This window comes from Planomicrobium soli (assembly GCF_003014655.1).
GTDB lineage: Bacteria > Bacillota > Bacilli > Bacillales_A > Planococcaceae > Planococcus > Planococcus soli_B.
This window is the reverse complement of record NZ_PYAT01000003.1, coordinates 94,950-120,983: the sequence shown is the minus strand read 5'-3', so window position 1 is coordinate 120,983 and position 26,034 is coordinate 94,950. Positions and strand designations below refer to the sequence as shown.

The 26,034-nt window shown below is 40.2% G+C and carries 26 protein-coding genes, 1 riboswitch and 1 other annotated feature; of the genes, 22 read left to right on the top strand and 4 right to left on the bottom strand.

Features of this window, described 5'->3' with window-relative positions:
* Window position 1: 1 nt before the first annotated feature.
* The 4 genes from B0H99_RS04785 (at window position 2) to B0H99_RS04770 (ending at window position 2,760) form a co-directional block, all read left to right on the top strand.
* Window positions 2-424, top strand: coding sequence for an OsmC family protein (locus tag B0H99_RS04785; protein ID WP_106532506.1), 423 nt, complete (start codon window positions 2-4; stop codon window positions 422-424).
* A 348-nt stretch (window positions 425-772) separates the two neighbouring features.
* Window positions 773-1,462 (top strand): Na-translocating system protein MpsC family protein, encoded by a 690-nt coding sequence (locus B0H99_RS04780; protein WP_106532505.1) that lies wholly within the window; start codon window positions 773-775, stop codon window positions 1,460-1,462.
* Window positions 1,463-1,518: 56 nt separating this feature from the next.
* Window positions 1,519-2,214 (top strand): Na-translocating system protein MpsC family protein, encoded by a 696-nt coding sequence (locus tag B0H99_RS04775; RefSeq protein ID WP_181313572.1) that lies wholly within the window; start codon window positions 1,519-1,521, stop codon window positions 2,212-2,214.
* A gap of 81 nt (window positions 2,215-2,295) precedes the next feature.
* Window positions 2,296-2,760: an SRPBCC family protein gene (locus B0H99_RS04770; protein WP_106532503.1), complete on the top strand. Its 465-nt coding sequence runs from the start codon at window positions 2,296-2,298 to the stop codon at window positions 2,758-2,760.
* 191 nt (window positions 2,761-2,951) lie between these two features.
* On the opposite strand, the gene B0H99_RS04765 is transcribed toward B0H99_RS04770, so the two are convergent.
* Window positions 2,952-4,130 carry an MFS transporter gene (locus B0H99_RS04765; RefSeq protein ID WP_106532502.1) on the bottom strand — a complete coding sequence of 393 codons (1,179 nt, stop codon included), beginning with the start codon at window positions 4,128-4,130 and terminating at the stop codon, window positions 2,952-2,954.
* 88 nt (window positions 4,131-4,218) lie between these two features.
* A riboswitch (purine riboswitch) is annotated at window positions 4,219-4,318 on the bottom strand.
* 193 nt (window positions 4,319-4,511) lie between these two features.
* Entirely contained in the window at window positions 4,512-5,087 is a 576-nt protein-coding gene (locus tag B0H99_RS04760) for a YdhK family protein (protein ID WP_106532501.1), read from the bottom strand.
* Window positions 5,088-5,286: 199 nt separating this feature from the next.
* Here B0H99_RS04760 and B0H99_RS04755 point away from each other — a divergent pair, with 199 nt between their 5' ends.
* From B0H99_RS04755 to B0H99_RS04680, 16 genes are all read left to right on the top strand, one after another.
* A complete protein-coding gene (locus B0H99_RS04755) occupies window positions 5,287-6,198 on the top strand; it encodes a F510_1955 family glycosylhydrolase (RefSeq protein ID WP_106532500.1) in 912 nt (303 codons plus the stop codon).
* Between the two features lie 120 nt (window positions 6,199-6,318).
* Window positions 6,319-7,725 (top strand): sensor histidine kinase, encoded by a 1,407-nt coding sequence (locus B0H99_RS04750; RefSeq protein ID WP_106532499.1) that lies wholly within the window; start codon window positions 6,319-6,321, stop codon window positions 7,723-7,725.
* Window positions 7,700-8,365, top strand: a complete 666-nt coding sequence (locus B0H99_RS04745) for a response regulator transcription factor (protein WP_106532498.1) — start codon at window positions 7,700-7,702, stop codon at window positions 8,363-8,365. Before B0H99_RS04750 ends, B0H99_RS04745 begins: the two co-directional genes overlap by 26 nt.
* 166 nt (window positions 8,366-8,531) lie before the next feature.
* Window positions 8,532-9,587, top strand: coding sequence for a lipid II:glycine glycyltransferase FemX (locus B0H99_RS04740; RefSeq protein ID WP_106532497.1), 1,056 nt, complete (start codon window positions 8,532-8,534; stop codon window positions 9,585-9,587).
* A 233-nt stretch (window positions 9,588-9,820) separates the two neighbouring features.
* The gene (locus tag B0H99_RS04735) at window positions 9,821-11,119 is read left to right on the top strand and encodes a M48 family metallopeptidase (protein ID WP_106532496.1); all 1,299 of its coding nucleotides are present in this window, start codon (window positions 9,821-9,823) and stop codon (window positions 11,117-11,119) included.
* A 221-nt stretch (window positions 11,120-11,340) separates the two neighbouring features.
* Window positions 11,341-11,700 (top strand): hypothetical protein, encoded by a 360-nt coding sequence (locus B0H99_RS04730; protein ID WP_106532495.1) that lies wholly within the window; start codon window positions 11,341-11,343, stop codon window positions 11,698-11,700.
* A gap of 407 nt (window positions 11,701-12,107) precedes the next feature.
* On the top strand, window positions 12,108-12,278 hold the full coding sequence (locus B0H99_RS18010) for a hypothetical protein (RefSeq protein WP_245894394.1): 171 nt from the start codon (window positions 12,108-12,110) through the stop codon (window positions 12,276-12,278).
* Window positions 12,279-12,300: 22 nt separating this feature from the next.
* A complete protein-coding gene (locus B0H99_RS04720; RefSeq protein WP_106532493.1) occupies window positions 12,301-12,951 on the top strand; it encodes an O-methyltransferase in 651 nt (216 codons plus the stop codon).
* Window positions 12,952-13,111: 160 nt separating this feature from the next.
* Window positions 13,112-13,381: a hypothetical protein gene (locus tag B0H99_RS04715; protein ID WP_106532492.1), complete on the top strand. Its 270-nt coding sequence runs from the start codon at window positions 13,112-13,114 to the stop codon at window positions 13,379-13,381.
* Window positions 13,382-13,537: 156 nt separating this feature from the next.
* Window positions 13,538-13,792: a binding site (T-box leader), on the top strand.
* A 63-nt stretch (window positions 13,793-13,855) separates the two neighbouring features.
* Window positions 13,856-15,085, top strand: coding sequence for an MFS transporter (locus tag B0H99_RS04710; RefSeq protein WP_106532491.1), 1,230 nt, complete (start codon window positions 13,856-13,858; stop codon window positions 15,083-15,085).
* 261 nt (window positions 15,086-15,346) lie between these two features.
* Window positions 15,347-16,105, top strand: coding sequence for an aminoglycoside adenylyltransferase domain-containing protein (locus B0H99_RS04705; RefSeq protein ID WP_181313571.1), 759 nt, complete (start codon window positions 15,347-15,349; stop codon window positions 16,103-16,105).
* Window positions 16,092-16,610 carry a DUF4306 domain-containing protein gene (locus B0H99_RS04700; protein WP_106532489.1) on the top strand — a complete coding sequence of 173 codons (519 nt, stop codon included), beginning with the start codon at window positions 16,092-16,094 and terminating at the stop codon, window positions 16,608-16,610. Before B0H99_RS04705 ends, B0H99_RS04700 begins: the two co-directional genes overlap by 14 nt.
* Window positions 16,611-16,720: 110 nt before the next feature.
* The gene (locus tag B0H99_RS04695; RefSeq protein WP_106532488.1) at window positions 16,721-17,155 is read left to right on the top strand and encodes a HEAT repeat domain-containing protein; all 435 of its coding nucleotides are present in this window, start codon (window positions 16,721-16,723) and stop codon (window positions 17,153-17,155) included.
* A gap of 155 nt (window positions 17,156-17,310) precedes the next feature.
* Window positions 17,311-17,973, top strand: coding sequence for a hypothetical protein (locus B0H99_RS04690; protein ID WP_106532487.1), 663 nt, complete (start codon window positions 17,311-17,313; stop codon window positions 17,971-17,973).
* A gap of 26 nt (window positions 17,974-17,999) precedes the next feature.
* Window positions 18,000-18,203, top strand: coding sequence for a hypothetical protein (locus B0H99_RS04685; RefSeq protein WP_106532486.1), 204 nt, complete (start codon window positions 18,000-18,002; stop codon window positions 18,201-18,203).
* Between the two features lie 336 nt (window positions 18,204-18,539).
* Window positions 18,540-19,763 (top strand): Bcr/CflA family efflux MFS transporter, encoded by a 1,224-nt coding sequence (locus tag B0H99_RS04680; RefSeq protein ID WP_106532485.1) that lies wholly within the window; start codon window positions 18,540-18,542, stop codon window positions 19,761-19,763.
* A gap of 109 nt (window positions 19,764-19,872) precedes the next feature.
* On the opposite strand, the gene B0H99_RS04675 is transcribed toward B0H99_RS04680, so the two are convergent.
* Complete coding sequence (locus B0H99_RS04675; protein WP_106532484.1) at window positions 19,873-20,493, bottom strand: HAD-IA family hydrolase; 621 nt, start codon at window positions 20,491-20,493, stop codon at window positions 19,873-19,875.
* 240 nt (window positions 20,494-20,733) lie between these two features.
* On the opposite strand from B0H99_RS04675, the gene B0H99_RS04670 reads away from it, so the two are divergent.
* Window positions 20,734-24,075, top strand: coding sequence for an Ig-like domain-containing protein (locus B0H99_RS04670; protein ID WP_106532483.1), 3,342 nt, complete (start codon window positions 20,734-20,736; stop codon window positions 24,073-24,075).
* Window positions 24,076-24,323: 248 nt separating this feature from the next.
* Here the strand turns inward: B0H99_RS04670 and B0H99_RS04665 are convergent, their stop codons facing one another.
* The gene (locus B0H99_RS04665) at window positions 24,324-24,557 is read right to left on the bottom strand and encodes a hypothetical protein (RefSeq protein ID WP_106532482.1); all 234 of its coding nucleotides are present in this window, start codon (window positions 24,555-24,557) and stop codon (window positions 24,324-24,326) included.
* Between the two features lie 256 nt (window positions 24,558-24,813).
* On the opposite strand from B0H99_RS04665, the gene B0H99_RS04660 reads away from it, so the two are divergent.
* Complete coding sequence (locus B0H99_RS04660) at window positions 24,814-25,869, top strand: glycosyltransferase family 2 protein (RefSeq protein WP_181313570.1); 1,056 nt, start codon at window positions 24,814-24,816, stop codon at window positions 25,867-25,869.
* The last annotated feature ends 165 nt before the right edge of the window (window positions 25,870-26,034 follow it).

Genomic DNA, 26,034 nt, shown 5'->3' with positions numbered 1-26,034 from the left:
GATGAAAGCGACATTGAATTGGAATGGCGGAATGGCTTTTAGCGGGCTTACAGAATCGGGACATATGCTTTTATTGGATGCCGGTCCAGAAAGCAAAGGGGAAAATAAAGGGCCGCGGCCGCCGGAAGTTCTTCTACACGCAGCAGCGGTTTGTACCGGGATGGATATCGTATATGTTTTGGAAAAAATGCGTTTGACCATCGATGCATTCTTTATTGAAATTGACGGTATGCGTGCAACAGAACATCCGAAGCGATTTACTGAAATGTCTATAACTTATCACATTAAAGGCAATCTGCCGGAAGAAAAAGTAATTCGGGCGATAAAGTTATCAAGTGAAACTTACTGTACAGTAGTCCATTCGATAAATGCCAAAGTGCAATATAATTATAAGTTGAACGATGAAGCGGTTAAAAGTCTTTAACTAGTGGTCTCGCTCAAAATGCCACAACCGCATAGAAGACAGAAGCTTATCAATCGAGAAGACTATTTATGTGAGATGAACTTTAGCACCCCTAAAGAAAAAGCGTTCCTTTTTCTTTAGGGGATTTTTAGCCTTCTGCGGCTTTGATGGAAAAAGATGAACGAATTCCTTTCAAGCATTGAGCTTCGAGCAGAAAAGCATGCACCGGATTGAATCCATAGATTTAGGGTATGAAATGAACAACATGCGTTATAGGCGTAAGGACAAAATAACCTATGTGTTTATAAGACTCGAGTAGAAGTATATAGGCTAACAATAATTATATTGTAAGATAAAGGGGACAAGTATATGGAATCTGAAAAAAATAACGAGGCGGAAATCGCCCATTTTGTATCTCGAAATTTAAAACAGCAATATGATGCTAGCTTTTCATCGGTAAAGGTTATTATTAAAAAGCCTTTTATCGTTATACATTTACAGGATTTCAGTTTTCCTACTGAGGCGGCCCTCCTTAAACGCAACGAAGTAAAACAGATCATGGAAACAAGGGATTTACTGATGAATGATTGGAAGGATGAAGTAAAAGAGGAACTAGCATCAATCATCGATGGAGAGGTAGAAGAAGTTTATGCGGATTGGAATCTTGATAACCGAACCGGAATGATGATTGCTTTAATGGCTGAAAAAGATGGAATTGAGCTTGCCAGGTTTCCAGATGATAAAACAAAACGTGCACTGCAAGAAAGGATCAGCCTCATCAGCCGTAAAACAGAAAAAGTACCCGATGAGATGGAGATCTATTGGCTCAACAACTACATGATTTTGATCGAACGGAAAGGTATAATGGTCGAAATTGAAAAAGAGTTGATAAAGAACGGCTCTGAAGAAGAGTTGCGGTTGGCAAAGCGCCCTTTGGAACATCGGATGATGGAAACTATGAATATTCAAGAATTGTTGAACAGAAAGCTTAACGAATTATTTGTTGATTGGGATTTTAAGGGAGACAAAGCTTATATGGTTTTCATTTTAGAAGAATAATTCGCTAACTGGATTTTTTAACTTTTTAAAAAAACTAAATGAAAGAAGGTCTTTTGATGAATCCAGAGAAACAGGTGCAATCGGAAGTAGGGGGATATATCTCTACACTTATGCGAGAGCATTTTGGAAAAGGGCCGACATCTGTATACGTCTCGCTTAACTCCGCTTTTCTTACTGTTCACTTACGCGGATTTTTAGCACCTATGGAAAAAGTTCTGATCAAGCAAAACGAACAGCAACGCGTTTTAAAAACCAGAGATTTTCTCATGAATGATATCAGGGAAGAGCTTATGGAGGAATTGAAAAAAATTACTGGATTGGAAATAGCAGAAATACGTGAAGACTGGAACTTAAACACCGAAACAGGAATGATCATTGCGATAGTGAATCAACCTATACAAGAAGAATCTCACATATGGCCGGAAGGAATAAACAAAGAAGCCCTTATTAATAGAATCGAAAAATCGAGCAATAATGTGGAAAAAGTACCGGGAGAGACAGAAGTTTTTTGGCTGAGCAACCGGACAGTACTGATCAAACGCTCAAAAATTTTAGTGGGAATTGAGAAGGAGCTTATTAGAAACGGTTTTGAGGAAGAATTGAGAATTGCCAAACGCCCCTTAGAGCGAAAGGAGTTCGAGTCGGTGAAACTCGAAACGGTTTTAAAACGCAAAATTCTAGAATCTTTTTTTGATTGGAATTTTGATACAGATGTAGCTTATATGGTTCTTATTCTTGAGCCTGAAAAATGAATGGAGCTTTTGCCGGAGAGGGGATATATCTGCTGCCTTCTCTTTTTTGAAACTACTAGGAATGGTAAAGGGGATAGAGCAATGCCTGTTATTACATACAAGATATATATCGAGGCGCCTGTACAAATCTGTTTTGACTTAGCCAGAAATGTAGATGTTCATACGGAAACAACTTCCAAGACAAAAGAACAAGTTGTTGGAGGTGTTATGACGGGATTGATGGAAAAAGGGGATAGCGTTACATGGGAAGCTGTACACCTTGGGGTAAAACAAAAGCTGACGGCTAAAATAATCGAAATGGAACAACCTTTCAAGTTTACAGATACAATGGTAAAAGGAGCTTTCCGTTCTTTTACACATACGCATGAATTTATAGAAAAGGGTTCAGGAACGGTTATGATCGACCGCTTCGACTACACGTCGCCTTTTGGCATTATTGGAAAACTGGCAGATAAATTGTTCTTGGAAAATTATATGAGACGTTTTATTGTTGATAGGGCAATAGCGCTCAAAAGAATAGCGGAAAAGAAAGACCGGAAAATCTAAACAAGTTGTTGAAGATGCAATTGAGAAATGCATTTGTTTTACTGATTTATTGCTGCTAACAGTCCACCCTATTTTCTCCTTAGGTTCTCGATCTAGAATGCATTCACTTAAAGCTAATAAAAAAACCGCTAATTCTTAATGCAATTAACGGTTTTTTTCCTGTATTTTGTACGCAGCAACTGATAACTTCATTATGCCGATTTATGGAAAGCTGTAATGCTTCTTGCTATGGCTGGCCTGCTTATGGAAAATACAGCGCACAGCAAAGCCAGTACAACAATCACGCTTCCAATCCATGCAGTGCTTGAAACAGCGCCGGTTTGGTTTAATACAATGCCGCCGATTGCGGACCCTAATGAGATGCCGATCTGCAAAGCGGAGTTGTTCAAGCTTTGCTGGATATCAGAGGAAGCGGGATCGGTCTGGATCAAATAACTTTGTTGTGGCGGAGCTAAGCTCCAACTCAATGCGGCCCAAACAACCATTACCGGTAAGAATAGAGCCAATGAAAACGTGGCGAATGGCAGCAGGAAAAGCACAATAGCGAAGGCGCTTATGACAATGATAATGCTTTTGGGAGCGCCGATGGCATCTGAAAGTGTGCCGCCGAATGCGCCGCCGCTTACTGCAGCTATGCCGAAAATCAAATAGCAGATGCTGATCCAATAAGAATCAAGATGAAGTTCGGTTTCCAAAAAAGGCGTAAAATATGCATAAATTGTATAATGCCCCGCTAGCATAAACATTGTCGCAAGGTGGGCGCTGCCTATTTTTGCACTCGCTACTGCTTTTGCCTGCTGGGAAAGCGGAATTGAGTTTTCTCCAGGGATGCGTTCCAAAAATAGGGAAATCAGCACCATAGACCCTATGGACAATAAAGCGATTCCGATAAAGATGACCCTCCATCCGAAAGCGTCAGAGACCAAAATGCCAAGGGGAACGCCCAGCACAAGGGAGGAACTGACTCCCATATAGATTAGACCCAAAGCTTTTGCCCGGTAGGCCGGAGCCGCAATTTTAGCGGCAATAGTCAACGAAAGCACGACAATCAGTGCTGTACTAATGGCGGTCAAAACTCTCGCTGCCATCATGAAAGCGAAGTTCGGGCTGAAATAAGTCAAAATATTGCCTAGGAAAAAAATGAATAATGAAGCAAGGTATAATTTCTTGCGCTCAACTTTGCTGGTCAATACCAGCAAGACCGGTCCGGCAATGGCATAAACCAGCGCGAAGACTGTTATCAGTTGCCCGGCAGATCCTAAACTGATATCGAATTCTTTGGCTATTGTCGGCAAAATTCCCCCTACGATCAATTCAACTAATCCGACTGCCACAGTCGATAAGGCCAAGATATAAACTTTTAAATTCATAATGGATTGTTCTTCCTTTCTTTGATAAAGTCATTGAAAATGAATCGAAGGTATTTTTCAGAAAAAAACAAAAAATCCTGATTACAGAAAACGAAAAGTCGTTTTCTGTAATCAGGATTTTTTGGTTCCTGGTAGAGACCCTTAAGCCATATTCTAAAGGTTATACAGACAAGATATATAGAGTTTACTTTGTAAATTCTACTATACTTTTTTAATTTTTCAAGTATAAAAAACAAGAAAGGTGTTCAGTGCCAATCAATAGTTTTTAACCATAATATTAATACTGCTTAGAAAAATATTGGACGATATAAAATAAACGCAGAAGACCAAAACACGATTCTCCGTTTTGGCCTTCTGCAGCAATGGGGGTTAGCGCAAAGATTATTGAGGCGACAGCTCATCTTCAGTCAACCATTTATGATTAGTCACTTTCTCGCCGCCGCTGGTCGGTGTGAAATCCACCATATAAACCGTCGTTTTTTCAGATGAATCGATTGTGGCTTCGGCACCGTTCATGCCTTCCATATGATCCGCTGCAAGAGTCGCTGTATCGCCCTTTTCTAATAACTTGTTACCCGGATCTTTCAGCTCTTCATGGATAATCCATTTGTGGTTTTTTACTGGTTCGCCCCCAGTAGTTGGCGTGTAGGTAACGGAATAGGCAACAGTGTCATAAGCACCGACGATTGTCGCTTCAGCGCCGTCCATGCCTTCCATATGATCGGCGTTGAGTATTGCAGTGTCTTCGACTTTAAATGCTGGATCTTTAGCTTCCTCCAAACCATCCGGTACCTCTGCGGAACCTGAGTGGTCCATATGCGCGTGGCTTGATTGGTTTTCTTCAGAACCCTGCATGTCGTGATTTCCTTCTTCTGTCCCGCCGCCTGTACTGCACGCTCCTAGCATCAGCGCTGCAAGAAGAGACAGGACCATCATGCTCCACTTACTTTTAGGCATCTTATTCCCTCCTGTTAAGTTGATATAACTCTACTTTACTCGATATTTCTGCATATTATGTGCAGGAAAGCTCATAAGACTCTTTTTTTATACAAACCATGTGCGGTACCAGGAAACATTCTGCACAAAAAATCAAAACTTTTCTGGTACAATGTCAAGAATCGTATGTCTATGAGAAAAGCATGTGGAGGTTTGAATCATGAAGAAACGAAGAAAAAGTGCAGGAATTCTGCTGGCCGGTCTATTGCTGGCAGGATGCAACAGCAATGAAAGAAACAATACGAAAGCAACAGAATCAACAGAATCATTTGAAGTGCCATTTGATGGAAAGTTAAGCCATGTCCACGGCATGGGTTATGCTGGAAATGACGGCGGCTTGTATTTCGCTTCACATCACGGATTAAAAATATATCGCGAAGGTGAATGGTTGGAAACAAAGGGAAATTTCCATGACTATATGGGATTTAACGCTGTAGATAAAGGCTTTTATACTTCAGGGCATCCGGAGGCACATTCAGCCCTTCCCAATCCCCTTGGAATTCAGCGAAGCTTTAACGGAGGCGAGACAATTGAAGAAATTGCTTTTGAAGGAGAGACGGATTTTCATGCCATGGCAGTAGGCTATTATAGCCACGACATCTTTTTGTTTAATCCGGCAAAAAACTCTTTGCTCGAAACAGGTTTTTTTAAGAGCAGCGATAAAGGAGATACCTGGAAACCTGTAAAAGCTGTAGGGCTGATCGGAGAGATAGCTGGATTTGCGCTTCACCCGCTAGATTCTAATTATGTAGCGGCAGCAACTTCGGAAGGTGTCTTTTTCTCAAGCGACGCAGGTGATAGTTTTGATCGGATTACAGATGAAAGAGGCACGGCTGTGTTTTTTACAGAAGACCATCTTTATTTCGGCAGCTACGGCACTACTGCCGCACTTATGAAGTATACTGTTGAGAATAAGGAGACAGAGCCGCTTGTTCTTCCGGAAATGCAGGAAGACGCGATCGCTTTTATTTCGCAAAATCCCGCTGACGAGTCAGAACTCGCCCTTTATACATTCAAAGGCAGAATCCACGTCTCAACCGACCACGGAAAACTATGGGAATCTTTGCAGTAACGATATAAGATGTTAACAGAAAACAGATGAAAAGTAGTTGAAATTGAAAAATTTGATGAATGCAAAGGCTGACTCGTATCTTATCGATGCTTTCACCTGAAATTCGTAAAGAGGTATGCCATGTTTAATAAGTTAGCATTAAAAATTGGACTTCTATTTTTTGTGTTCATCGTTATTATTGAATCGGTTTTATTTGTAACTTTATATATTACGTTCGTCAATGAACGAGTTGATGAAGTCATGGCAAATCTGCTTGCGAGAGGAAATACACACAGTGCCGTATTGGAAGACAGTTTCGAACCTGAAACTTTGAATCATGTAGCCATGATGGAATCGGCTTCTAGTTTTACAGTCATCATTACGGACGGATCCGGCAAGTTACTAGCTCATTCGGATGCAATTGAACCCGAAATGAACGAAGTTTTGCAGCACACCGATTTTCATGAAGCTTCACAAAAAGGGAGAATCGCGGAAGAGAGCTGGAATGCAAAAAAATTTATCGCAACTGATAGCCTTATCACCATTGAAGGAGAGCATCGGGGCCATGTTTTTATGTTTTCCGATACCGGACCGATCAAACAAAGAGTCAGCCATTTAAGAAATCAATTTCTAGTTGCCGGTCTGGTGGCAATCGCACTGACCATCATTACGATTTTTCTGTTATCGCGATTAATTACGCTGCCTTTGATCCGGATGAAGGAAGCGACCGAACAAATTAGCAAAGGAAACAATCAGGTGAAACTTCATATCGGGCGCCAAGACGAACTAGGTGAATTAGCGAAAGCCATAACGGCTTTGTCCAATGACTTAGATCAGTTGAAAAATGCAAGAAACGAATTTTTGTCCAATATTTCACACGAATTGCGGACTCCTTTAACCTATATAAAAGGGTATGCCGATATTGCCAGCCGCCAAGATGCTTCTGATGAGGAGAAAAGAGAATATCTCGGCATTATTCGGGAAGAGACTGCAAATTTAACAGCATTGATTCAACATCTATTTGAATTGGCTCAATTAGATCACAACCAATTTTCTATCAAAAAAGAAGATGTACTAATAGGCGAGCTATTTGAAACCGTTGCAAACTTGGTACGGCCAGCTTTTGAGGAAAAGCATATTACTTTGTCTACCAGGATTGACCCGAATATAATCGCTTTAATTGATCGCGAACGTTTCCAGCAAGTTTTGCTAAACGTATTGGACAACGCTCGTAAGTATTCAAAGACAGGGGCATTAGTGGTCCTTGAAGGGAAGCTTCATGAAGAAACGATTGAAATCAGCATCAGTGATGAAGGAGAAGGAATACCGGAGGAAGATTTGCCGTATGTCTTTCAACGACTGTATCGCGTAGATAAATCCAGGTCAAGAGAACTTGGTGGAAGCGGTTTGGGCCTGGCTATTGCAAAAGAAATCGTGGAATTGCATGGCGGCTGTATTTCACTCCAAAGCGAGTATGGCAAGGGAACAACCGTGAACATCAGATTGGATAGGGGGGCTCAAATTGCGGAAGGTGCTATTAGTAGATGATGAAAAACGGATGCTCGATTTAGTGGCTTTGTATTTGAAGCCCCATAAGTACCTTTGTCAAAAAGCGTTAGGACCGTATGAAGCGCTTGCCTTTTTAGAAAAAGAACCATTCGACCTTGTATTGCTGGACGTTATGATGCCGGAAATGGATGGATGGGAACTTTGCGGTGAAATCAGGAAATTTTCAGATGTACCGATTATTATGCTGACAGCGCGCCAACAGCAAGAAGATATTATTAAAGGCTTGAAACTTGGTGCTGACGATTATATTACGAAGCCTTTTCATGAAGGGGAACTGCTAGCCCGGATGGATGCGCTGCTGCGCAGAAGAGCGCCAAAAAACCCGATAGAAGTGGATGGCTTGGTATGGAATGAGGAAAAGTTTGAACTCAGTTACCAGGAAATTATCATCAAATTGACACCGAAGGAATTTTTGATGATGGGCCATCTATTAAAAAACCCTAACAAAGTTTTTACTCGAGATCAGTTGATCCAATTGATCTGGGGATACGATTCGGAGACAGAAGGTAGGACAATCGATTCACATGTGCGAAATGTCAGGGAAAAAATTCGGCAAACCGGTTTTCCGATTGACGAGCATTTTATCACTGTCTGGGGAATAGGATATAAGTGGATTTAAGAAGCGGGATAATATATAAAAAACTGGTCGGAAATATCCCGGTCAGTTTTTTTAGTATAATAAATAAATTTCGAAAGAAGTTAATTGATTCTTCATTGTTTCTGCAAATCTGTCCTATATGTTTTAAATAGGAATTTACGACAGATCACGAACAGGAGCACTCTACATGGGAACTGATACGCGCAATTCAAAACTAGTAATCATTGAACAGCGGGAAGCATGGAACAATATAGTAAGCAGCTTTGGTCAGTTTGATGTTTATTACACATACGAGTATTGCCATTGGACCGCGAAACTTGAAAGTGGGCAAGCAAAATTGATATTTTTCGAAAATGAATGGGGTTCTGTTATTTATCCCATCATTATCCGTCCTATAAACAGCCATATGGACGGCCAATTTTATGATATAACCAACCCATATGGATATGGCGGCCCCCTTGTTTCCAAAAATGAATTAGTTCTAGAAGAATTCGCTTCTGTTTTTCAGAAATATTGTTTAGAAAATCATATCGTCTCTGAAGTTATTCGACTGCATCCACTTTTGAAAAACGCCGATTATCTTGGTGAATACTGCAAACTGAAATATGTGCGAAAAACAACAGCAGTCGACTTGCTGCCTGACCTTCAAGACATACGAAGCAGTTATAGCAACATGAATAAGAGGAATATTAAAAAAGCGGTCAAACGCAATCTCCAATGCCGAGTGGTAGAGAAAAACATTGAAAACATTGAGATATTTTTAGACTTATATAAAACGACGATGGACCGAAAAAACGCTGATGATTATTATTATTTTGACTATGCTATTTTTAAAGATCAGCTCATTGATACGGCTTTCACAAATTCATACTTGCTATTTGTTTTTCACGGTGAAAAAGTCATTTCCTCTGTACTCCTTCTAACTTCTAAAGATCTAGCCCATTATCATCTTGGGGCTTCCGATAAAAAATACCTTGAACTTCGGCCGAATAATTTGATTTTTGATTTTATGGTACAGTACGCCAAAGATTTGGGGTGCAAATTCCTTCATCTCGGTGGAGGCTACCAGGAAAACGACAGCTTGTTTGAGTTCAAATCTTCGTTCACTAACGGCAATCATTATAATTTCATGTTGGGAATGAAAGTCTACAATAAAGATATCTACGATGAATTAGTAAAGCTAGCCAGTAGCCAATCAGTTCTCAAACAAGGGTTTTTCCCGCTTTACCGGAGTGTTTTATAGCGCCAGTCGCAAGTGTGAAAGAAGCCAGAAAGACTCGATCTTTCTGGCTCTTATCGTATTTCAAAGCGGTTTTGGCGAAGAAGAATGTTAAGAAAATTATCTGGCAAGACTTTGACCGCTTATAGCAATTTTTTTTGGCAAAGATTAATATTTATCCCTCATAAAATATCTATTAATATTAGATATTAAGTGCTATTATATGTAAGAAATTACATATTTTCAGGGAGGAAATAATGGAACATACAGAAATTCATTCAACTAGGGAGACCGTGTATTTTATTATCAGCCTTGTAGTGAGTATTATCATTTATGCTCTAACGGCGGTCTCTATCATCGGCATTGCGGTCGCCCTTGGTATTTTTGTGCTGCTGTTATTCACCAACGCATTAATGCTCGGGTCGATTCGGGGAAATGGAGTACGAATTCACGAAAAGCAGTTTCCAGATGTGTATGAAAGCGTCCAAACGCTATCAAAAGAGATAGGACTTAAAAAAGTGCCTGATGTGTTTGTCATTCAATCTGAAGGTGCATTAAACGCTTTCGCCACACGATTTTTCGGCCGTAATATGGTTGTACTTTATTCTGAAGTGTTTGAACTGGCACGTGAAAAAGGGCATGCAGAACTAGACTTCATCATTGCCCATGAGCTGGCTCATATAAAACACAGGCACGTTTGGAAAAATTTATTACTATTGCCGGCAAAATTTATCCCGTTTTTGAGCGAAGCATACAGCAGATCGTGCGAATATACCTGCGACCGCCATGCAGCTTATATCACTCAAAATGGGCCGGCTGCTAAACGGGCGCTTGCACTTCTTGGAATCGGCAAAAAGATGTATGCAGAAATAAACGTGGACGCCTTCAGAGAGCAAATTAAGACAGAGTCGAATCCTTTTGTCTGGCTTAGCGAAGTACTTTCCTCGCACCCGCGTCTTCCAAAGCGGATTCAAGCCCTGGAAAAGTTTGAAAAAAGCGGCGTTCGTTTCTATACCCAAGATCCAGGCAAGATTGTACTAGGGGCTATGCTTTTATTCGGAACCCTGGGAGCTGTTTACTTTATCAGCATAGCCGTCTTTGCTGGAGGAGCGTTTGCTTATTCACAATTCATTCCTACAAACTGGGACGAGGATTTATATGCGGAAGAAGATTTTTTGGTCGAAGGCCAAACACCGCTGATGACCGCTGCATCTGTTGGAAATTTATCCGAAGTGGAGCAAGCGGTAAAAAGTGGTGAAGATATTCACAAAAAAGATTCTGAAGGTGCAGATGCCTTGATGTATGCCGTTTACTCAGGACATTCTGCTGTTGCATCGTATCTGCTGTCTGAAGGTGCGAATGCCAATACAGCCGACAATTATTCTACAGCTCTAGGCACCGCTGTCATGTTCGGAGATCATAAAAGTGCGATTCTTCTGATGGAAAACGGTGCTGATCCTTCCTTAGCTGGACCAGATGGAGTGAATCCCCTTGAATACATGGGCGCTTCATCCAAAGAAGAGCTGATCAAATTTTTAGAATCAGGCAGCTATTAAACTTTATGCGATGACTCTAAATGTAAATCCTGAACTGCCAATGTCCTATCAGCAAGAAGGCACTGGCAGTTTTTTTATAGCGTCTTTTTTATTTAAGCTTATTGATATAGTACGAACATTGCTTACAACATTTTATTTTATAAGATGACCACTTTTATATCTACACAAAGAATAATTGCAGAAGACAATTTTAAAAAATGGAATATCCAAGGGAGAACAAGATGAAAATAGTGTGGTTAGTCTTTACTTTAATACCGGCTCCGTTCTTATTTCACTTTTATGAGTATGGGGAGCATATCCAGCATGAAGAAGCGCCGTATTTGTTGCACGGATCAGCATTAGCGGTGGTCTTATCAGGGTTTTTAGCTGGTCAAATAAGAATTAGCACTGTAGTATTTGTAAATATTTTTACAGTATTAATTTCCGTAGCATTAGTTATGTATTTTATTCCGGATGATGGCTGGTTTAAACCGGTGGGCCGCACTGGAGCTGTGGTCTTCACTGGCATTGTTTATTTGATAGGGCAATTAATAATAAGGTCTTTTTCAAGTTCCTTTTTTAATAAAAGGCTGAACCATTAGATTCTAGGGTTTCTCAGCTTGTACATTTTTGAAAATAGAATTCAGTATAAAAAATGCCGTGTTAAAGCGCTTATGGAAGAGAAACGCCTATTTTAGGCTTTTCTCTTCTTTTTTTGGGTATACAAAAGAATACAACAATAAATATTTTATTGTATTCAAAAGTATACAAAATACTTTGTTTTTGTGTATACTATTGTATACTAAAAAGAAAATAGGAATGTATACATTTGTATATATATTGAAAGGGAGATTTTATGGCACTCGACGAACAACAAGAAGAAAAAGACAGAAAACACGGTGAAAGACTTAGAAGAAAGGATTTTCATTCACAACCTAAAGGTGCCAAGACCTTCCGCCGGGGAAGAGCTATCGCGTTCTTGGAAAAGATGGAACAGAGGCGGGCTACTTTGAAGAAACAGTTAGAAACACCGGAACTTCAGACAATCTACCCCATTTTGGTCGGTGAACTGAAAGCCACTGAAACAATCATCGATGAATTTGTATTGCTTTTTGAACTAAATGAATTTAAAAAAACAGCAAAAGAAAACAGTAAACGGGAAGAAGACGAAACCATTTGAATGCAGCGAAGGAGTTTGTTGGATGAAAAAGATCAACTGCTATATTGACTCGATTTTTCAAAACGAAGATGATCTATTGGAGGAAGTTCTCCAATCCATTGAAGAAAACGGCATGCGTCCGATTTCAGTATCACCTTCTTCCGGCAAATTGCTCACCATGCTTGTAGCGGTTTCCGGAGCCAAAAATATCCTTGAAATTGGAGCGCTTGGCGGTTACAGCGGAATATGCCTGGCCAGAGGATTTGGAGAAACCGGTCATTTAACTTCGCTGGAATTGATGGAAACTTATGCAGCTTTGGCGAAAAGGAATTTAACAAAAGCGGGATTCGGCCAACAAGTCACTTATATGACTGGACCAGCACTCCATAGTTTTGAGCAGCTTGCTGCGTTTAACAAGCGATTCGACTTTTTCTTTATCGATGCAGACAAGGAAAATTACGAGAATTACTTAGCTGCTTGCATCGAGTTAGCGGAAGCCGGAGCCCTAATAGTCGCTGACAATGTGCTTGCAGGAGGAACTGTAGCGGATAGCGACTTGCAGCCGAAGCAGTATACAGAAAATATGCTAGCTTTTAATGAAACAGTAGCCAACCATCCTCTGTTAGAGTCCGTTCTTTTGCCGATTGGGGACGGGATGACTGTTTCTAGAGTGAAAAAACAACAATCTATTTAGCGACAAAGCCAGCTGACAGTAAATCAGCTGGCTTTCTTTATGCTTGTTTGCGTTAAGACTCTGTTTCTGAATATTTAGGAGTAAGAATAATTTAAAAATTTTAACCAATTCTATAAGAGAGCTGATATACTAAAATTTAGGAAAAGAGGAGGTATTTGGAATGAGAAATGTTGTCTACGCCATTATAGCTTCGGGAGTAATGCATATTATTTTTTATGGTGCTACCATGGCCGTTGGATATGCCAAAACGATGATGTACAGGCCAAATATCGCCTTGGCATGGGGAAATGTCGAAATGCTTCAGGCGAAAGTTGCTTTTGGCAGTACTTCTGGCTTTTTGCTAAATTTCCATACGTTATTTGGGGTAGCTTTACTTTGTTGGATTGCCCTTTTTGTTTACCAGAAATGTAATGTCAGAACCAAGTTATAACCGGAAGTGTAGTCATACTTTGGGTGCTAAAAGTGCTTTGCAAATCCTTTAATGCGTTAATAAATTGATTGAGAAAACACGAAATATATTATAAGGAATCAAAAAATTATAAAACACATCTTTTAAATCATGTGCTAAGATAATTGAAATTAGAAATTAAAAGCGATGAAGAGAAGAGTAGGTAAACAAATCCATCTTAGAGAGCTCCGGTTGGTGAAAAGGAGTATGTGTTTGTTATCGAAACAAGCCTCTGAGCATCACAAAGGAACCTGATCTTTAGGGGATGGTGTGGCGGGAGCTCCCGTTATAGAGCTGAGGTATATGCGTTCATCGCTGTACCAAATAAGGTTAGTATGGTGACATATTAGCGAATAGGGGTGGCACCACGATTTTATGAATCTCGTCCCCAAGACATTAGTCTTGGGGGTGGGATTTTTTTATTTTGTTCAAATATGGAGAAGAAAGGAGTTCATTATGAACCCATTCGCATTGTGGAAACAGCAATTTTTGCTCTTATCAGTAATAGGCGTATCGAACATAGGAGCCTGGATTTACCTGATTGCACTTAATCTATTGGTATTTGATATGACCCAATCGCCACTAGCGGTTGCCGGGCTTTATATCGTCAAACCCATAGCAGCTTTATTGACGAATGGATGGGCTGGCAGTGTTGTTGACAGGACGAACAAACGGAACTTGATGATCTTTCTTAATTTCTTAAGAGCAGCTTTCATTACTGTGATTCCATTTGCTTCTTCGTTATGGGTGATTTATGCGTTAGTACTGATTATTAACATGGCGGGGTCGATGTTTGAACCCGCATCCCTTTCCTATATCACCAAATTACTTCCCGCAGAACAAAGGCAACGGTTCAATGCGTTCAGAAGCTTGATCGATTCAGGCGCATTTTTGCTAGGTCCCGCCATAGCAGGGCTGCTTTTTATAATAGGCACTCCCATTGTATCCATCTATCTAAATGCAGCGGCTTTGGTTGTTTCTGCTCTATTGATGCTTAAACTTCCAACAATAGAAAAATTCGAATCTACTAAATTGGCCGGCACCCCATTGTCCTGGACTGCCATTCGTAAAGATTGGGCGGAAGTCATGAAATTCAGCCGCCAATCCAATGAAGTCATGTTCACTTTCTTTCTTTTTAACTGTTTGATGGTCATCGCGACTGCCATTGATTCGCAGGAAGCTTCGTTTGCTAAATCAGTGCTTTTGCTGTCGGACAGCGAATATGGATTTTTAGTCAGTATAGCGGGAGCCGGTATAATTGTCGGTGCCACTATCAACGCCTTGCTCGTAAAGAAATTGCAGCCTTCTTTCTTGATGGGAGGAGGGTCGGTGATGGTCGCTGCCGGTTATATTGTCTACGCTTTTTTCAGTTCTTTTCAAGTTGCAGCAATCGGGTTTTTTGTCCTTGCCTTTGCCCTTGCTTTTGCAAATACAGGATTCCAGACCTTTTCACAGAACAATATCCCGGTAGAGAAGATGGGAAGAATCGTCAGTGTTTATGGCTTGCTTGAGGCTCTGTTGATTATTGGAGCTACAGTAGTAATAGGTGCGGCGTCCCAACTAATTTCTATCCAAGCGACTGTAATTGCAGCTACTTTCACCATGCTATCCATCGCTGTTCTGTTATTGGTTTTCAGCATGGGCCTGGGAAAGTTGAGACTTCCTTTACGTAAAGTTAGAAGTTGAATTTAATAGCCGAGCAGTCGTCTAAAAACTGTAGATTTAAAATTTCTATAAATATGGTAATATTTAGTGTGTGAAGGCAACTGTATTGTAGGCTAAGCGGAAATAAATAAATCTTAAATTACTCCATTCGATGAGGCTGATCCGACTACAAGGCGTCGGTGATAGCTCTCTAATTTATGAAGTATAAAAAGCCATGAAATGAGGGCTGTTAACATGATAGGCCAATGGGACAATTGCGGACAAGAGGTAAGAAGGTTCGTAATGGAGCTGCTTGAAAAAACCAATATTGTAATCGATGGCGAAGTTGTCGGTGCTTATTTACATGGCTCACTCGCAATGGGCGGCTTTAATGTAAACAGCAGCGATATTGACTTGATCTTAGTTACAAAGCACCCTTTAAGTTTAAATGCCAAAAAAGAGTTGGCAAAACTTTTCCTAGGCGTCTCAAGTCGCCCGTTCCCGGTAGAAATAAGCATCTTAAACCATTCTCAATTAAGGAAGTGGCAACATCCATCATTGTACGATTTTCATTTCAGCGAGTTTTGGCGGGAAAGGTATGACCGGGAATTGAAGGAAGGAACGACAGAGTATTTAAATGCTGAAGAAAAGAAGGATGGAGATTTGGCAGCCCACTTCACGATTCTTAAAGAGCGCGGTATTTGCTTACAGGGCAGTCCTATTCATGAAGTCTTTCCAACTATTCCTCAATCGGACTATCTTTCTTCTATTCTAGAAGATTATGAGGATTGTCTCCTTAACATTTTTCTTAAACCCGTCTACTGCATCTTAAATATGATGCGCGTTTACTTGTTTTTGCAGGACGGTACAATTTCATCAAAACTTGAAGCCGGCAGGTGGGGAGCCGTACATCTTCCGACAAAGTTTTGTCCTATTATGTATAAAGCCGTAAATGCATATGGCAATAAAGACTCAGATAATGTGTTTGATAAAACTGATTTAGCGGATTTTAGGGATTATATAGATTTAAACGTAAAACGAATATTGGATGTTGAAAACTGATAGGTCAAATAATGCAATAAATAAAAAGAGGGGGGATGAACTTATGGGGTTTTATCGTGTCGTTGCCTTGCTGACAGCATCTTGTTTTTTTATTTTTTCTGCATTTATTAGTTGGTATGAAGGAGCTAAACTGCTGGACATACCTTGGGAATGGAAGCATACTGCGATATTTTCAGTATGGAGGCATGGAGAAGTCACCACTCCGGGCGAAATAATGGGAATTGATCATTTTATCTATGCGGCAAAGTTTCAGCCGCTTTTCCCGGTTCTTATGATTAGCTCTGCTTTAGTAGTAATTTACTTGCTTGCTAGTTGGATTTTAAAAAATAATAAATTGGCCTTTAATGCATGTATGCTGGCAATCGGTGTATTGCTTTTTAGCGCAAGCATCGGCTTAGCCGATTCTCCTACAAAAGGCCTTGGGTTTTTATCGGTATACTTTTTGTTCATGAGCGTATTTTCAATCGGGTACATATTTTTGCTTTCACCCAAAATACTGCGATAAAACATTATAATACAAGCAGCTTCACCAATGATTAACGTAGACTTTTATAGAGTGATCTTCGATTGCGCAGTACTCGACACCACAAAAGAAAAGGGGGCGTCAATATAGAAATGCATAACTTGCTTTTAGAGATTGAGTTATTCAGAAATTGGGCTAAAAAAGGAGATAAATCTTTTGGTGAATGGGAAATTGAGTACTTTCATTGGGACAGAATATATCACTATATAAACATGCTGATCGTGGCCACTCCGGTTCAAAAATGGAACTCAAACCTACTAAATGAATTTCTTTATATTTTAGCTCGAGACAACGAATGCGAAATCATTTTAGAGGCATTGATAGACATTCCAAACCAATTGTTATCCATTGCCGAACATTCTTTATTCTTTCCTGACCATAATGCAAGGTGGCAAGTAGCTTATGGACTTGGAGAGATCGATGGAAATAATCAAGAAATAAAAACTTTCCTTACCCACTTTTTACTAGATGAATGTGAATATGTCAGAAGAAGAGCGGCATTTGCTTACAAGAAAAAAGGATTTTGACAACCCCTTCTTAAAAGCTAAAAATTTAGTGAAAATATATTTTAAAAGACTTCATTTCTGCAAGGAATAAGGTCTTTTTCTTCTATACGCAATAATAACTATGTGATATTATATAGTAAAAATATGACTGAAAATTCTAATAAGGAGGATCGAACATGTTGAAGGCCAGCATCAGCTTTCTAATGGTCTTCATTCTTCTGATGTCATCATCAATTGCGCCGACTCACGCATTTGCAGAGAGCAGTCGGGAGAACGTTGTATTTTACGAAAGCATAGAAATCATGGGGGAAACGTATACCGCGAGACAGGTGGACGATGGGGCCAAGGTAACGACAGTCATTATAGGTACGGAGGACAGAGTGGAAGTCGTGCGGGATAAAGCGAAAGACGAATTTATCTCATTTTCTTCTGAAGAGTGGAGCCGCCAAGAGGAAAAAGTGGAACTTCAGAAACTGAATCAAGCCAGTGTGCAGCTTGATGTTTCAAGCAACGCACTTTCTCCAGGATTAAAAGGAAAATGGATTTACGGAAAGTGGCGCTACTACACCATTGAAATTCCAGACAAAGCAGCGGCAATTACCATTACTTCGTTGTTGCTTTCTTATATACCGTATATCGGGAAGGTGGTCGGGGCCATTGCTTCCCTTGTTATCATATACGGCATAGACACCGGGTATTTTGGGGCAAAGCACGACTATAAATTAATGAACGCTACGTATATGGTGGAAAAACAGCAGCTGAAATTATTCGAAAAGAGCAATTACACGAAGCTGATCAAAAACGAAATGAAAGAATCGGTAAGTTTGGTCGGGAATTGACAGAACACCCCGAGGAGGCGGATGGTTTGTTCACAGCGAAAGAAAATCGCAAGCTGCTCATCATAACGTATATTTCTTTGACGGTCGGGATGATTTTAATTTACTTCCTGTTTCCGGATAACGTGTATAAAATCCCGGCCATCATTATCTATCCGTTCATTTGCTGGCTTCCATATGACTTAAGATGGCTCAAAGCCAAAAGACGAAGACACCTCGAATCCCGGTTATAAAAGGAGCGGCCGATAAAAGGGCAGCTCCTTTTTTTGATTATTTTTTAGTATATTTTAAACGCTGATTTATCAAGAACTTTGCAATGAAAACGCAATGGAGACAATGCACAGTAATAGAAAGGCAAGGTTTTGAAAAACTTTTTACTGCTTAAGCGCTTACATCTGGAAAAGTGGTGTTTATCGCGCTCGCACGGTGGTACGCTAAGAAAGGAAAAAAGTAAAACCAAGGAAGAAGGAAAATCTCTGGATTCCTGCATACTGTTTTTTGAGGTTGTTGAATTACATAAGCAAAAAATGAGCAACTGATAAGTTTTTATAGAAAGGTGTTTGGTATTAATGATTCAAAATCCAACAGGGAAAGCGCGCCTTGGGCTTGCGCTTCTTCTGAGTCTTCTTGGGATACTCGCTCCTCTGAATATCGATATGTATTTGCCAAGTTTTCCAGGCATCGCTGCAGATTTGGATGCATCTGCATCGCTTGTGCAATTGAGTTTGACCACGTGCCTGATCGGACTTGCGCTAGGACAGTTGCTTGTAGGGCCGATTAGCGATGCGAAAGGCAGAAGAAAGCCGATCCTCATTGCCGTAACGTTGTTTGCACTATCTTCTATATTATGTGCACTTTCAACCAACATTACCATGCTGATTGTTGCGCGCTTTCTGCAAGGGTTTACCGCTTCAGCAGGGATCGTATTATCACGTGCCGTTGTTCGTGATGTGTTCAGTGGACGGGAACTGACAAAATTCTTTTCTCTTTTAATGGTGATCAATTCAGTGGCGCCAATGGCAGCGCCGCTTGCTGGAGGAGCCATTTTGGCTTTTCCTTTTGCCAACTGGCAGACCATTTTCTACTTTTTAGGTTTCCTCGGAATAGTTATTGTGCTGACAGTTGGTGCAAAACTTCCTGAGACATTGCCTCAAGAAAAGCGCAGCCCAAGTTCAATCGGCCAATCGCTCCGTACGATGTTGAGTCTTTTAAAAGACCGCTCGTATATCGGTTATACGTTAATTGTAGGAGTTGTCCATGGAGGAAGTTTTGCTTATGTTTCAGGGACACCCTTTGTCTATCAAGGGATTTACGGTGTTTCTCCGCAAGTTTTCAGTGTGTTGTTCGGTATCAATGGTTTGGCAATCATACTGGGAAGCTATCTTATCGGAAGATTCGCCGGCATCATTTCCGAGAAACGGCTGCTCCAAATTGCCGTCACGACAGCAGGTATCGCAACAGCGGTCTTATTGATTGCAACTATACTGGAAGGGCCGTTGGCAACAATTGTCATACCAATTTTCATCTATATGATTACAATCGGCATGACACTGACAAGTTCGTTCACACTAGCATTAAGAGAACAAGGACACCGCGCAGGAAGCGCGAGTGCTGTAATCGGCATGCTTCCCATGATGATCGGAGCCCTCGTCTCGCCGCTAGTCGGCATTGATGAAACGACAGCTGTTCCAATGGGAGCTATCTTATTCATCACTTCATTGATTGGAATCCTCACATTCTATATGCTCTCTGAAAAGAAAGTGCAGCCAAAACAGGCAGAAGCAAGAAGTTAAGAAAAGTAAAACAAAAAGAACAACTGGCCATTTAGCCAGTTGTTCTTTTTCATGGAAGAAAGTGTCTCTTACTTTCTGAAAGCGTAAGTTCCAGCCTTCCTCAAAATTTTTAACTTAATATATCTATAAGCTCTTCTGGCGAATGTATCACATATTTAGGCTTTTCCTTTTCAATCAGTTCATAGCCATCCAATCCCCAGCTCACCCACATGAAAGGAACTGCGACTTTGTTGCAGGCAATAATATCCCGCACTTCATCGCCAACGTACAAAATCTGGTTCGGAACTAAATTATGCTGCTTCATGAACTTTTTAATAACCGCATCCTTGCCAAAAATTTTGCTCGAAGAAAGGACTTGTGAAACTGAATCGATTTGTTCCTGCTTTAATAAAATTTCAATGTTTTCCTTTGCATTGGATGAAACAATCCCGACTATATAGCCTTGGCTTGATAATGCATCCAGCATTTCTTTGATCCCTTCAAACAGTTTCACCTCTCCGATGTTTTCCTTGAAGTGTTGATAAATCTTTGGCAAGATGACCGGTAATTTATGCATTGGAAAATTATAAAGTTTCGCTCGTTGCTGGATTGTTAAATTCCGTGTCGAGTGAAGGTCTTCTATCGTAACGGGTTTAAATTTATAGCGGTCTGCAAGTGCGTTCCAGGCTTGCATATGTAGATGGGCAGAATCCGCCAACGTTCCGTCGAAATCAAATAAGATATGTTTCACTGAATTCCCTCTTTTCTTTAATTTACTTCTAAAAGAACAGCAAGTATCTCTATCTTAAACGGACAAGAAAAAGATATCTATTAATAACAGGCTATTTTAGGGCTGTTAATGAAGAGGAATGAGAAGTAGAAAAGGGGATTAAACTAAACTATTGAGGTTCAAAAATAGGTGGCTAATTTCCATTAAAAAGGTTATAAATAATATATAATAAGAAAATATGACTATAAGGATGGAATTTACTTGTATAAAATACTTAGGAAGTTAACAGTTATCACTGCTTTTGTTTTAGCTAGCCAGTGGTTCTTTTTCATGGAGTCAACTGCAGCTTATTCATTTCCGATATTAAGCAAGACCGAGTTTTCAGAAACTACCCGCAATATGGATTTGACAAATAGACTGGAAGTCTTTCCAACGCCAATCTACTTGCCGGATCCAGCAACGGGCGAATTAGTTCCAACCTTAGCTGGAGAAAGGGGGGGATATCCGCTTTACCAAGCATTTGTTTCTGAGTCTTCGCCTTCCGAGAATTTTTCGGCAGCACAAAAGCTGGATGTTGGAACTAGCGATTCAGAACAAAATATCACTTTTTTGAAGTTCGGAAACAGGCTTCCGGATATCAATGGAGGCCTTATACATAAAGCCGAATTAAATCTGTTTGAAATAGACAATCCTTTTCACGGAGGTTACTGGGATCCCGCATATATTAATAGAAACTATAGTATACATAAAGTATTGACAGAGTGGAGTGGCGACTCGGTTACATGGATGAATAGGCCGCAGATTAGTGAACCCTATACGTTGGAAACTATGTATATTAAAGAAGGCGGCAGCAGATATGAATGGGACGTCACGAAAATAGTGGGAGAGTGGTATCAGAACCCAAAAGCTGATTTTGGTTTAGCGGTAACCGGCAAAGAGGGTATCCCGGCTACCTATCGTTCTTTTTATACAAGCAAAGGTTATTCGAATAAAACATATGATCAGCTGGATAGGGCTCCACGCTTGTTGATCGATTATTCGCCTCGGCCGAGTTTCAATAGCGGCTATGGTAGAGGGTTAAAACTGAATTCAGGCGAAAACTATATTGATTTAGCATGGTTTACACAAAGCGGTGTCAAAGGCTATAAACTTTCCATCTTCAATGGAAAAGAGTATGAAACGATTGATATTGGAATGACAAGTAAATGGACATCATTCAACAAAAATATATGGCCAACTGCAGAAGAAATAGAAAATGGTGCTTATCAATTGAAATTAGACGGAACAGGAACAAATCTTTCCAGTAATCCTGGACTGCTATACGAAAATGCCGGAAATACAGAAAAAAATTCCCGTTCTTATTATTTTAAATTGACGGCTTATAATGAGTTTGGAGAATCGGCACCTTCAGATGAGTTTCGTGTTTCGGTTCCTAACCGTATAGCACTTGAGAAAGTATCGAATGTTGTTGTTGCAGAAGCGTCTCCGGAACGAGTGAAAGTGGAGTGGGATGGCCTGCAAGATGCAATAAAGTATCGTGTAAGAATGGGCAGCACTCCAGGGGATTTTGATTTAAGTCATGGAGAGACAACGGAAAACGAAATCGTTTTAACATCTAGATTTCCTACTTTCTTCAAAGGCAGTAAAATTTACATTTCTGTTGAAGCCGTCGATAAAGAAGGGAATTATTCAGGGCATACAACGCCAATTTCCGCTGTCATCAGGAAAAAGTATGATGCACATCATGCTTCAACATTTTCTACAAGCTCGGTGAATGGCGATGGGATAATGACTATGAGATTTAAGAACCTGGGTTCTGAAGCCTGGACGTTAGAGAAGGGATACGAGCTTAAACTTGTATCTGAAAACGCTTTGTTAGCCGTTGATTCCTTATTGCCTGAAGAAGTGATAGAACCGGATGATATAAAAATGTTCAGAATCAACTACTCTGGAAAACAACCAATCGGGGAAATTCAACTGAAATGGCAGATGTATCATCGCGACAGTGGTTTTTTTGGCGAGATATACTCACATAATGTTTCATTTTATGATGAAATAAAACCAGTTGTAAATATTCAATCTCCGAATTCGTCAGCATTACTGTATAAGACTGTTGAAGTCAAAGGGACTGCGAAGGACGATAGGCTGAAAGAATACAAATTATTCTACGGCAGCGGAAGTGAACCTTCTTCTTGGAACTTGATCTCTAGCGGAACAGATCCAGTCGAGAACGGCCTTCTTGGAAACTGGGATATAAGAGAATTAGCTTCAGGAACTTATACTTTAAAATTAGAAGCTATTGATGAAGGGAATAACGTAAGTACACAAACGAGAGAAGTTAAAGTCAATTTGCCGCTAGGTCAAGTCAACGTGGCAAAAGTTACAGATCAATCTGTTACAGTGACGGGCAGTGGTGATCAAAACAATCTTACTGCTTTTATATCGATACAAAAAGGAAGTCAAGTGCTCGGATCAGATGTTATTGATAGGGCCGGATTTTTCTCTATTCCCATTGCTAAGCAACCGATTGGCACAGTTTTGACTCTACACCTTAAAAATGAATTTGGAGTAACTTTAAAAGAGATGTCAATAACGGTAAAGGATGGAACGCCTCCACTGGCACCGAAAGTCAATACGGTAGCTGATAACTCAACTCAAGTCAACGGAACGGCCGAAATAGGATCCACTGTTATCGTTTCTAAAGAAACAGTGGTAATTGGAAGCATGGACAAAACCAATTCTGATGGAACTTTCGCGGTGAACATAGCGAAGCAACCTGCCGGAACCAAATTGCAAGTAGTGGCCAAAGATGCGGAAGGAAATGTCAGCGCGCCGACAACCGTTACGGTCATTGACAAAACACCTCCGCCAGTTCCTGTAGTGAACTCGATTACAGACAATTCTACCTCTATTAGCGGAAAGGCGGAGAAAAATTCGACTGTTACAATAAAAATCGGAAGTGTTGTGCTTAAATCAACTACTGCGGATACTGGTGGCGGTTATTCGGTGGCAATTCCTATCCAAAAGGCAGGTACGGTTATTAACGTCACGGCAAAAGACGCCGCTGGAAACGTCAGTGCGCCTGCGACCAAAACTGTACTGGATAAAACACCGCCAAACATGCCTTCTGTATCCATCATAGGTGATAATTCCACTTCCGTAAAAGGAAGAACGGAAAAAAATGCGATTGTGACTGCCAAAAGGGGGTCTACCGTCCTTGGAACTGCTAAAGCAACTGCGGATGGAACTTTTGCCGTTCCTATTCAAAAGCAAAAAGCAGGAACATATATTACTGTAACGGCAAGAGATGCAGCCGGGAACACAAGTTTTGCATCAACAAATAAAGTATTCGATAAAACACCACCTTCAGTACCTACAGTCAATAAAGTATATTCCTACTCTAAAAGTCTTAGTGGGAAGACTGAACCGTATGCAACAGTATCGGTGAAAAAAGGGAAAACCGTAATTGGCACCGCAAAAGCTTCATCCACAGGAACATTTACTGTAAAGATCAAACCGCAAGCCAAGCGTACGGTTTTAACTGTTACAGCGAAAGACGCCGCGGGCAATAGCAGCAAAGCGGCTTCAGTCACGGTCAGGTAGCTTGCGCCGTTAAATGTCACTCGTTTTCTCGTAAAGGGATATCAAATGACTATTTTTAAAATAATTAGGGTGAAGCAAAGCTAAAAAAGTTAAAAAAATTTAAAAAAGGAAGAAGCGATGTCCATATTGGAAACATCGCTTCTTCCTTTTTTCATCTATATAGTTCGAACCCAAAATAAGTTTAGTCGAAAAAATCTTTTAACCCGCTAATTGGAATATCAAAAAGAAAAACCCCTAAAATTCAGGAGTTAAACGTTCACGTGAGAATTAATGGCTTTTTCAATGACCTTAGTGGCTTCATTAATCGAATCATAATGTTCGATCTGTTCGTTTTCAATAAAAGTCAATTCGAGGGTGCTTGTACCAGGTAAACACCTTACATGGATCACATCCATATCATCTTTTGAGAAAGTTTGGGTAATGCGCGCGGTGTTGTATTGGCAAATGGTCTCCAAAAGGGCTTTAATGCTTTCGCTACTCATGCTGGACTTCTCCTTTCGCAATGGAAAGTGACTAAAGAAAGTCTCGAAGGTTCCAAGGTTTTATTTGATTTACCAAGTATAACACAAGTAAAGTTTCTTTACGATAGGTTCATTGCAGCAACTGCTAATCATATAAAATCTACACGAAATTTACTTTAGCTTAATATCTATATGTTATAATTTTAGAATAATCCGAGAATTATTAGCGGGTCCGTTCTTTTCGGCTGTAATAGATAATATGAATGGAGGGGCTCTTATGTATTCAAAACAACTTGTTAGTATCGTCGTACCTGTTTACAATGCTGAAAAATATATTTCAAAATGTGTAAACAGCATCTTGAACCAATCTTACCAAGACCTTGAGTTGATCCTTGTTAATGATGGCTCTACCGATCAAAGCGGTGAGATTTGCAAGAAGTTCGCTCAGGAAGATAGCAGAATAAGAGTGGTGCATCAAGCTAATGCCGGTCCTTCTGCTGCCAGAAATTTAGGAATTGGAATGGCGACTGGAGAATACCTGCAATTTGCGGATTCCGATGACTTTATTGAATCCGACATGACAGAACGGTTGGTAAAATCAATGGAGAACCACAACGATCTTGTTATTTGCGGATATAAAAAAATTTTAAAAAGGGAAAACCAAATCATCAGTTCAAAAGTGTTCCGCATCGAACAAGCTGGCGAATACGAACTGGAAGAGTTTTTGCAGAATTTCAGCGAGTTGTATCAAGATTATTATATCCACTTTAACTGGAACAAACTTTACCGGACTCAAATTCTGAAAGAAGCGGCGTTATCTTTTGATACGAAAGTCAATTGGGGAGAAGACTTGCTTTTTAATCTGCAATATATAGAGAAATGCAGGAAGATTTGCATCAGCCAAGACACGCCTTATTATTACATTGACTCCAACAGCTCTTCGATCACAAGCCAATTCCGTTCCGATTTGTTCGAGAACATGCAAATGATGCAAGGGACGACAAGGGAGTTTTTACGCCGAAACCAGGCCTATACCGGAAAAAACAAGGAACTTTTCGAACAGTTTTACACCTCTAGAATCGTGACCTGTTTCTGGAATTTATTCAATCCTAAAAGCGGGTTAACTCCTCAGCATATTAGATCCCAACTCAAAAAAATAATGCAAGACGAACGTGTTACAGGCAGCTTGGATTTTTTCCATTCTGGCAATATGGATAAAAAGTTGATCGGCACTTTCATCAAAAGAAAATGGGTCGATATGCTTTACCTTTACTTTTCGGTAAAAAGATTCATTAGACAAATAACTGTCCATAAAGAAAAGAAATGGGTATAAAACTGAAAACCTTTGTTGAGCCGGCTGCCAAAAGCAGCCGGCTTTTCTTTGAGGCCGGTAATTCTCCATGAAAATATACATACGATGAATAAAATATCTTTTAAAGGGCATAATATATAGAAGAAAAACAAAGTTCGGGCGAAAGCCCCTAAGCATTTTTGGGAA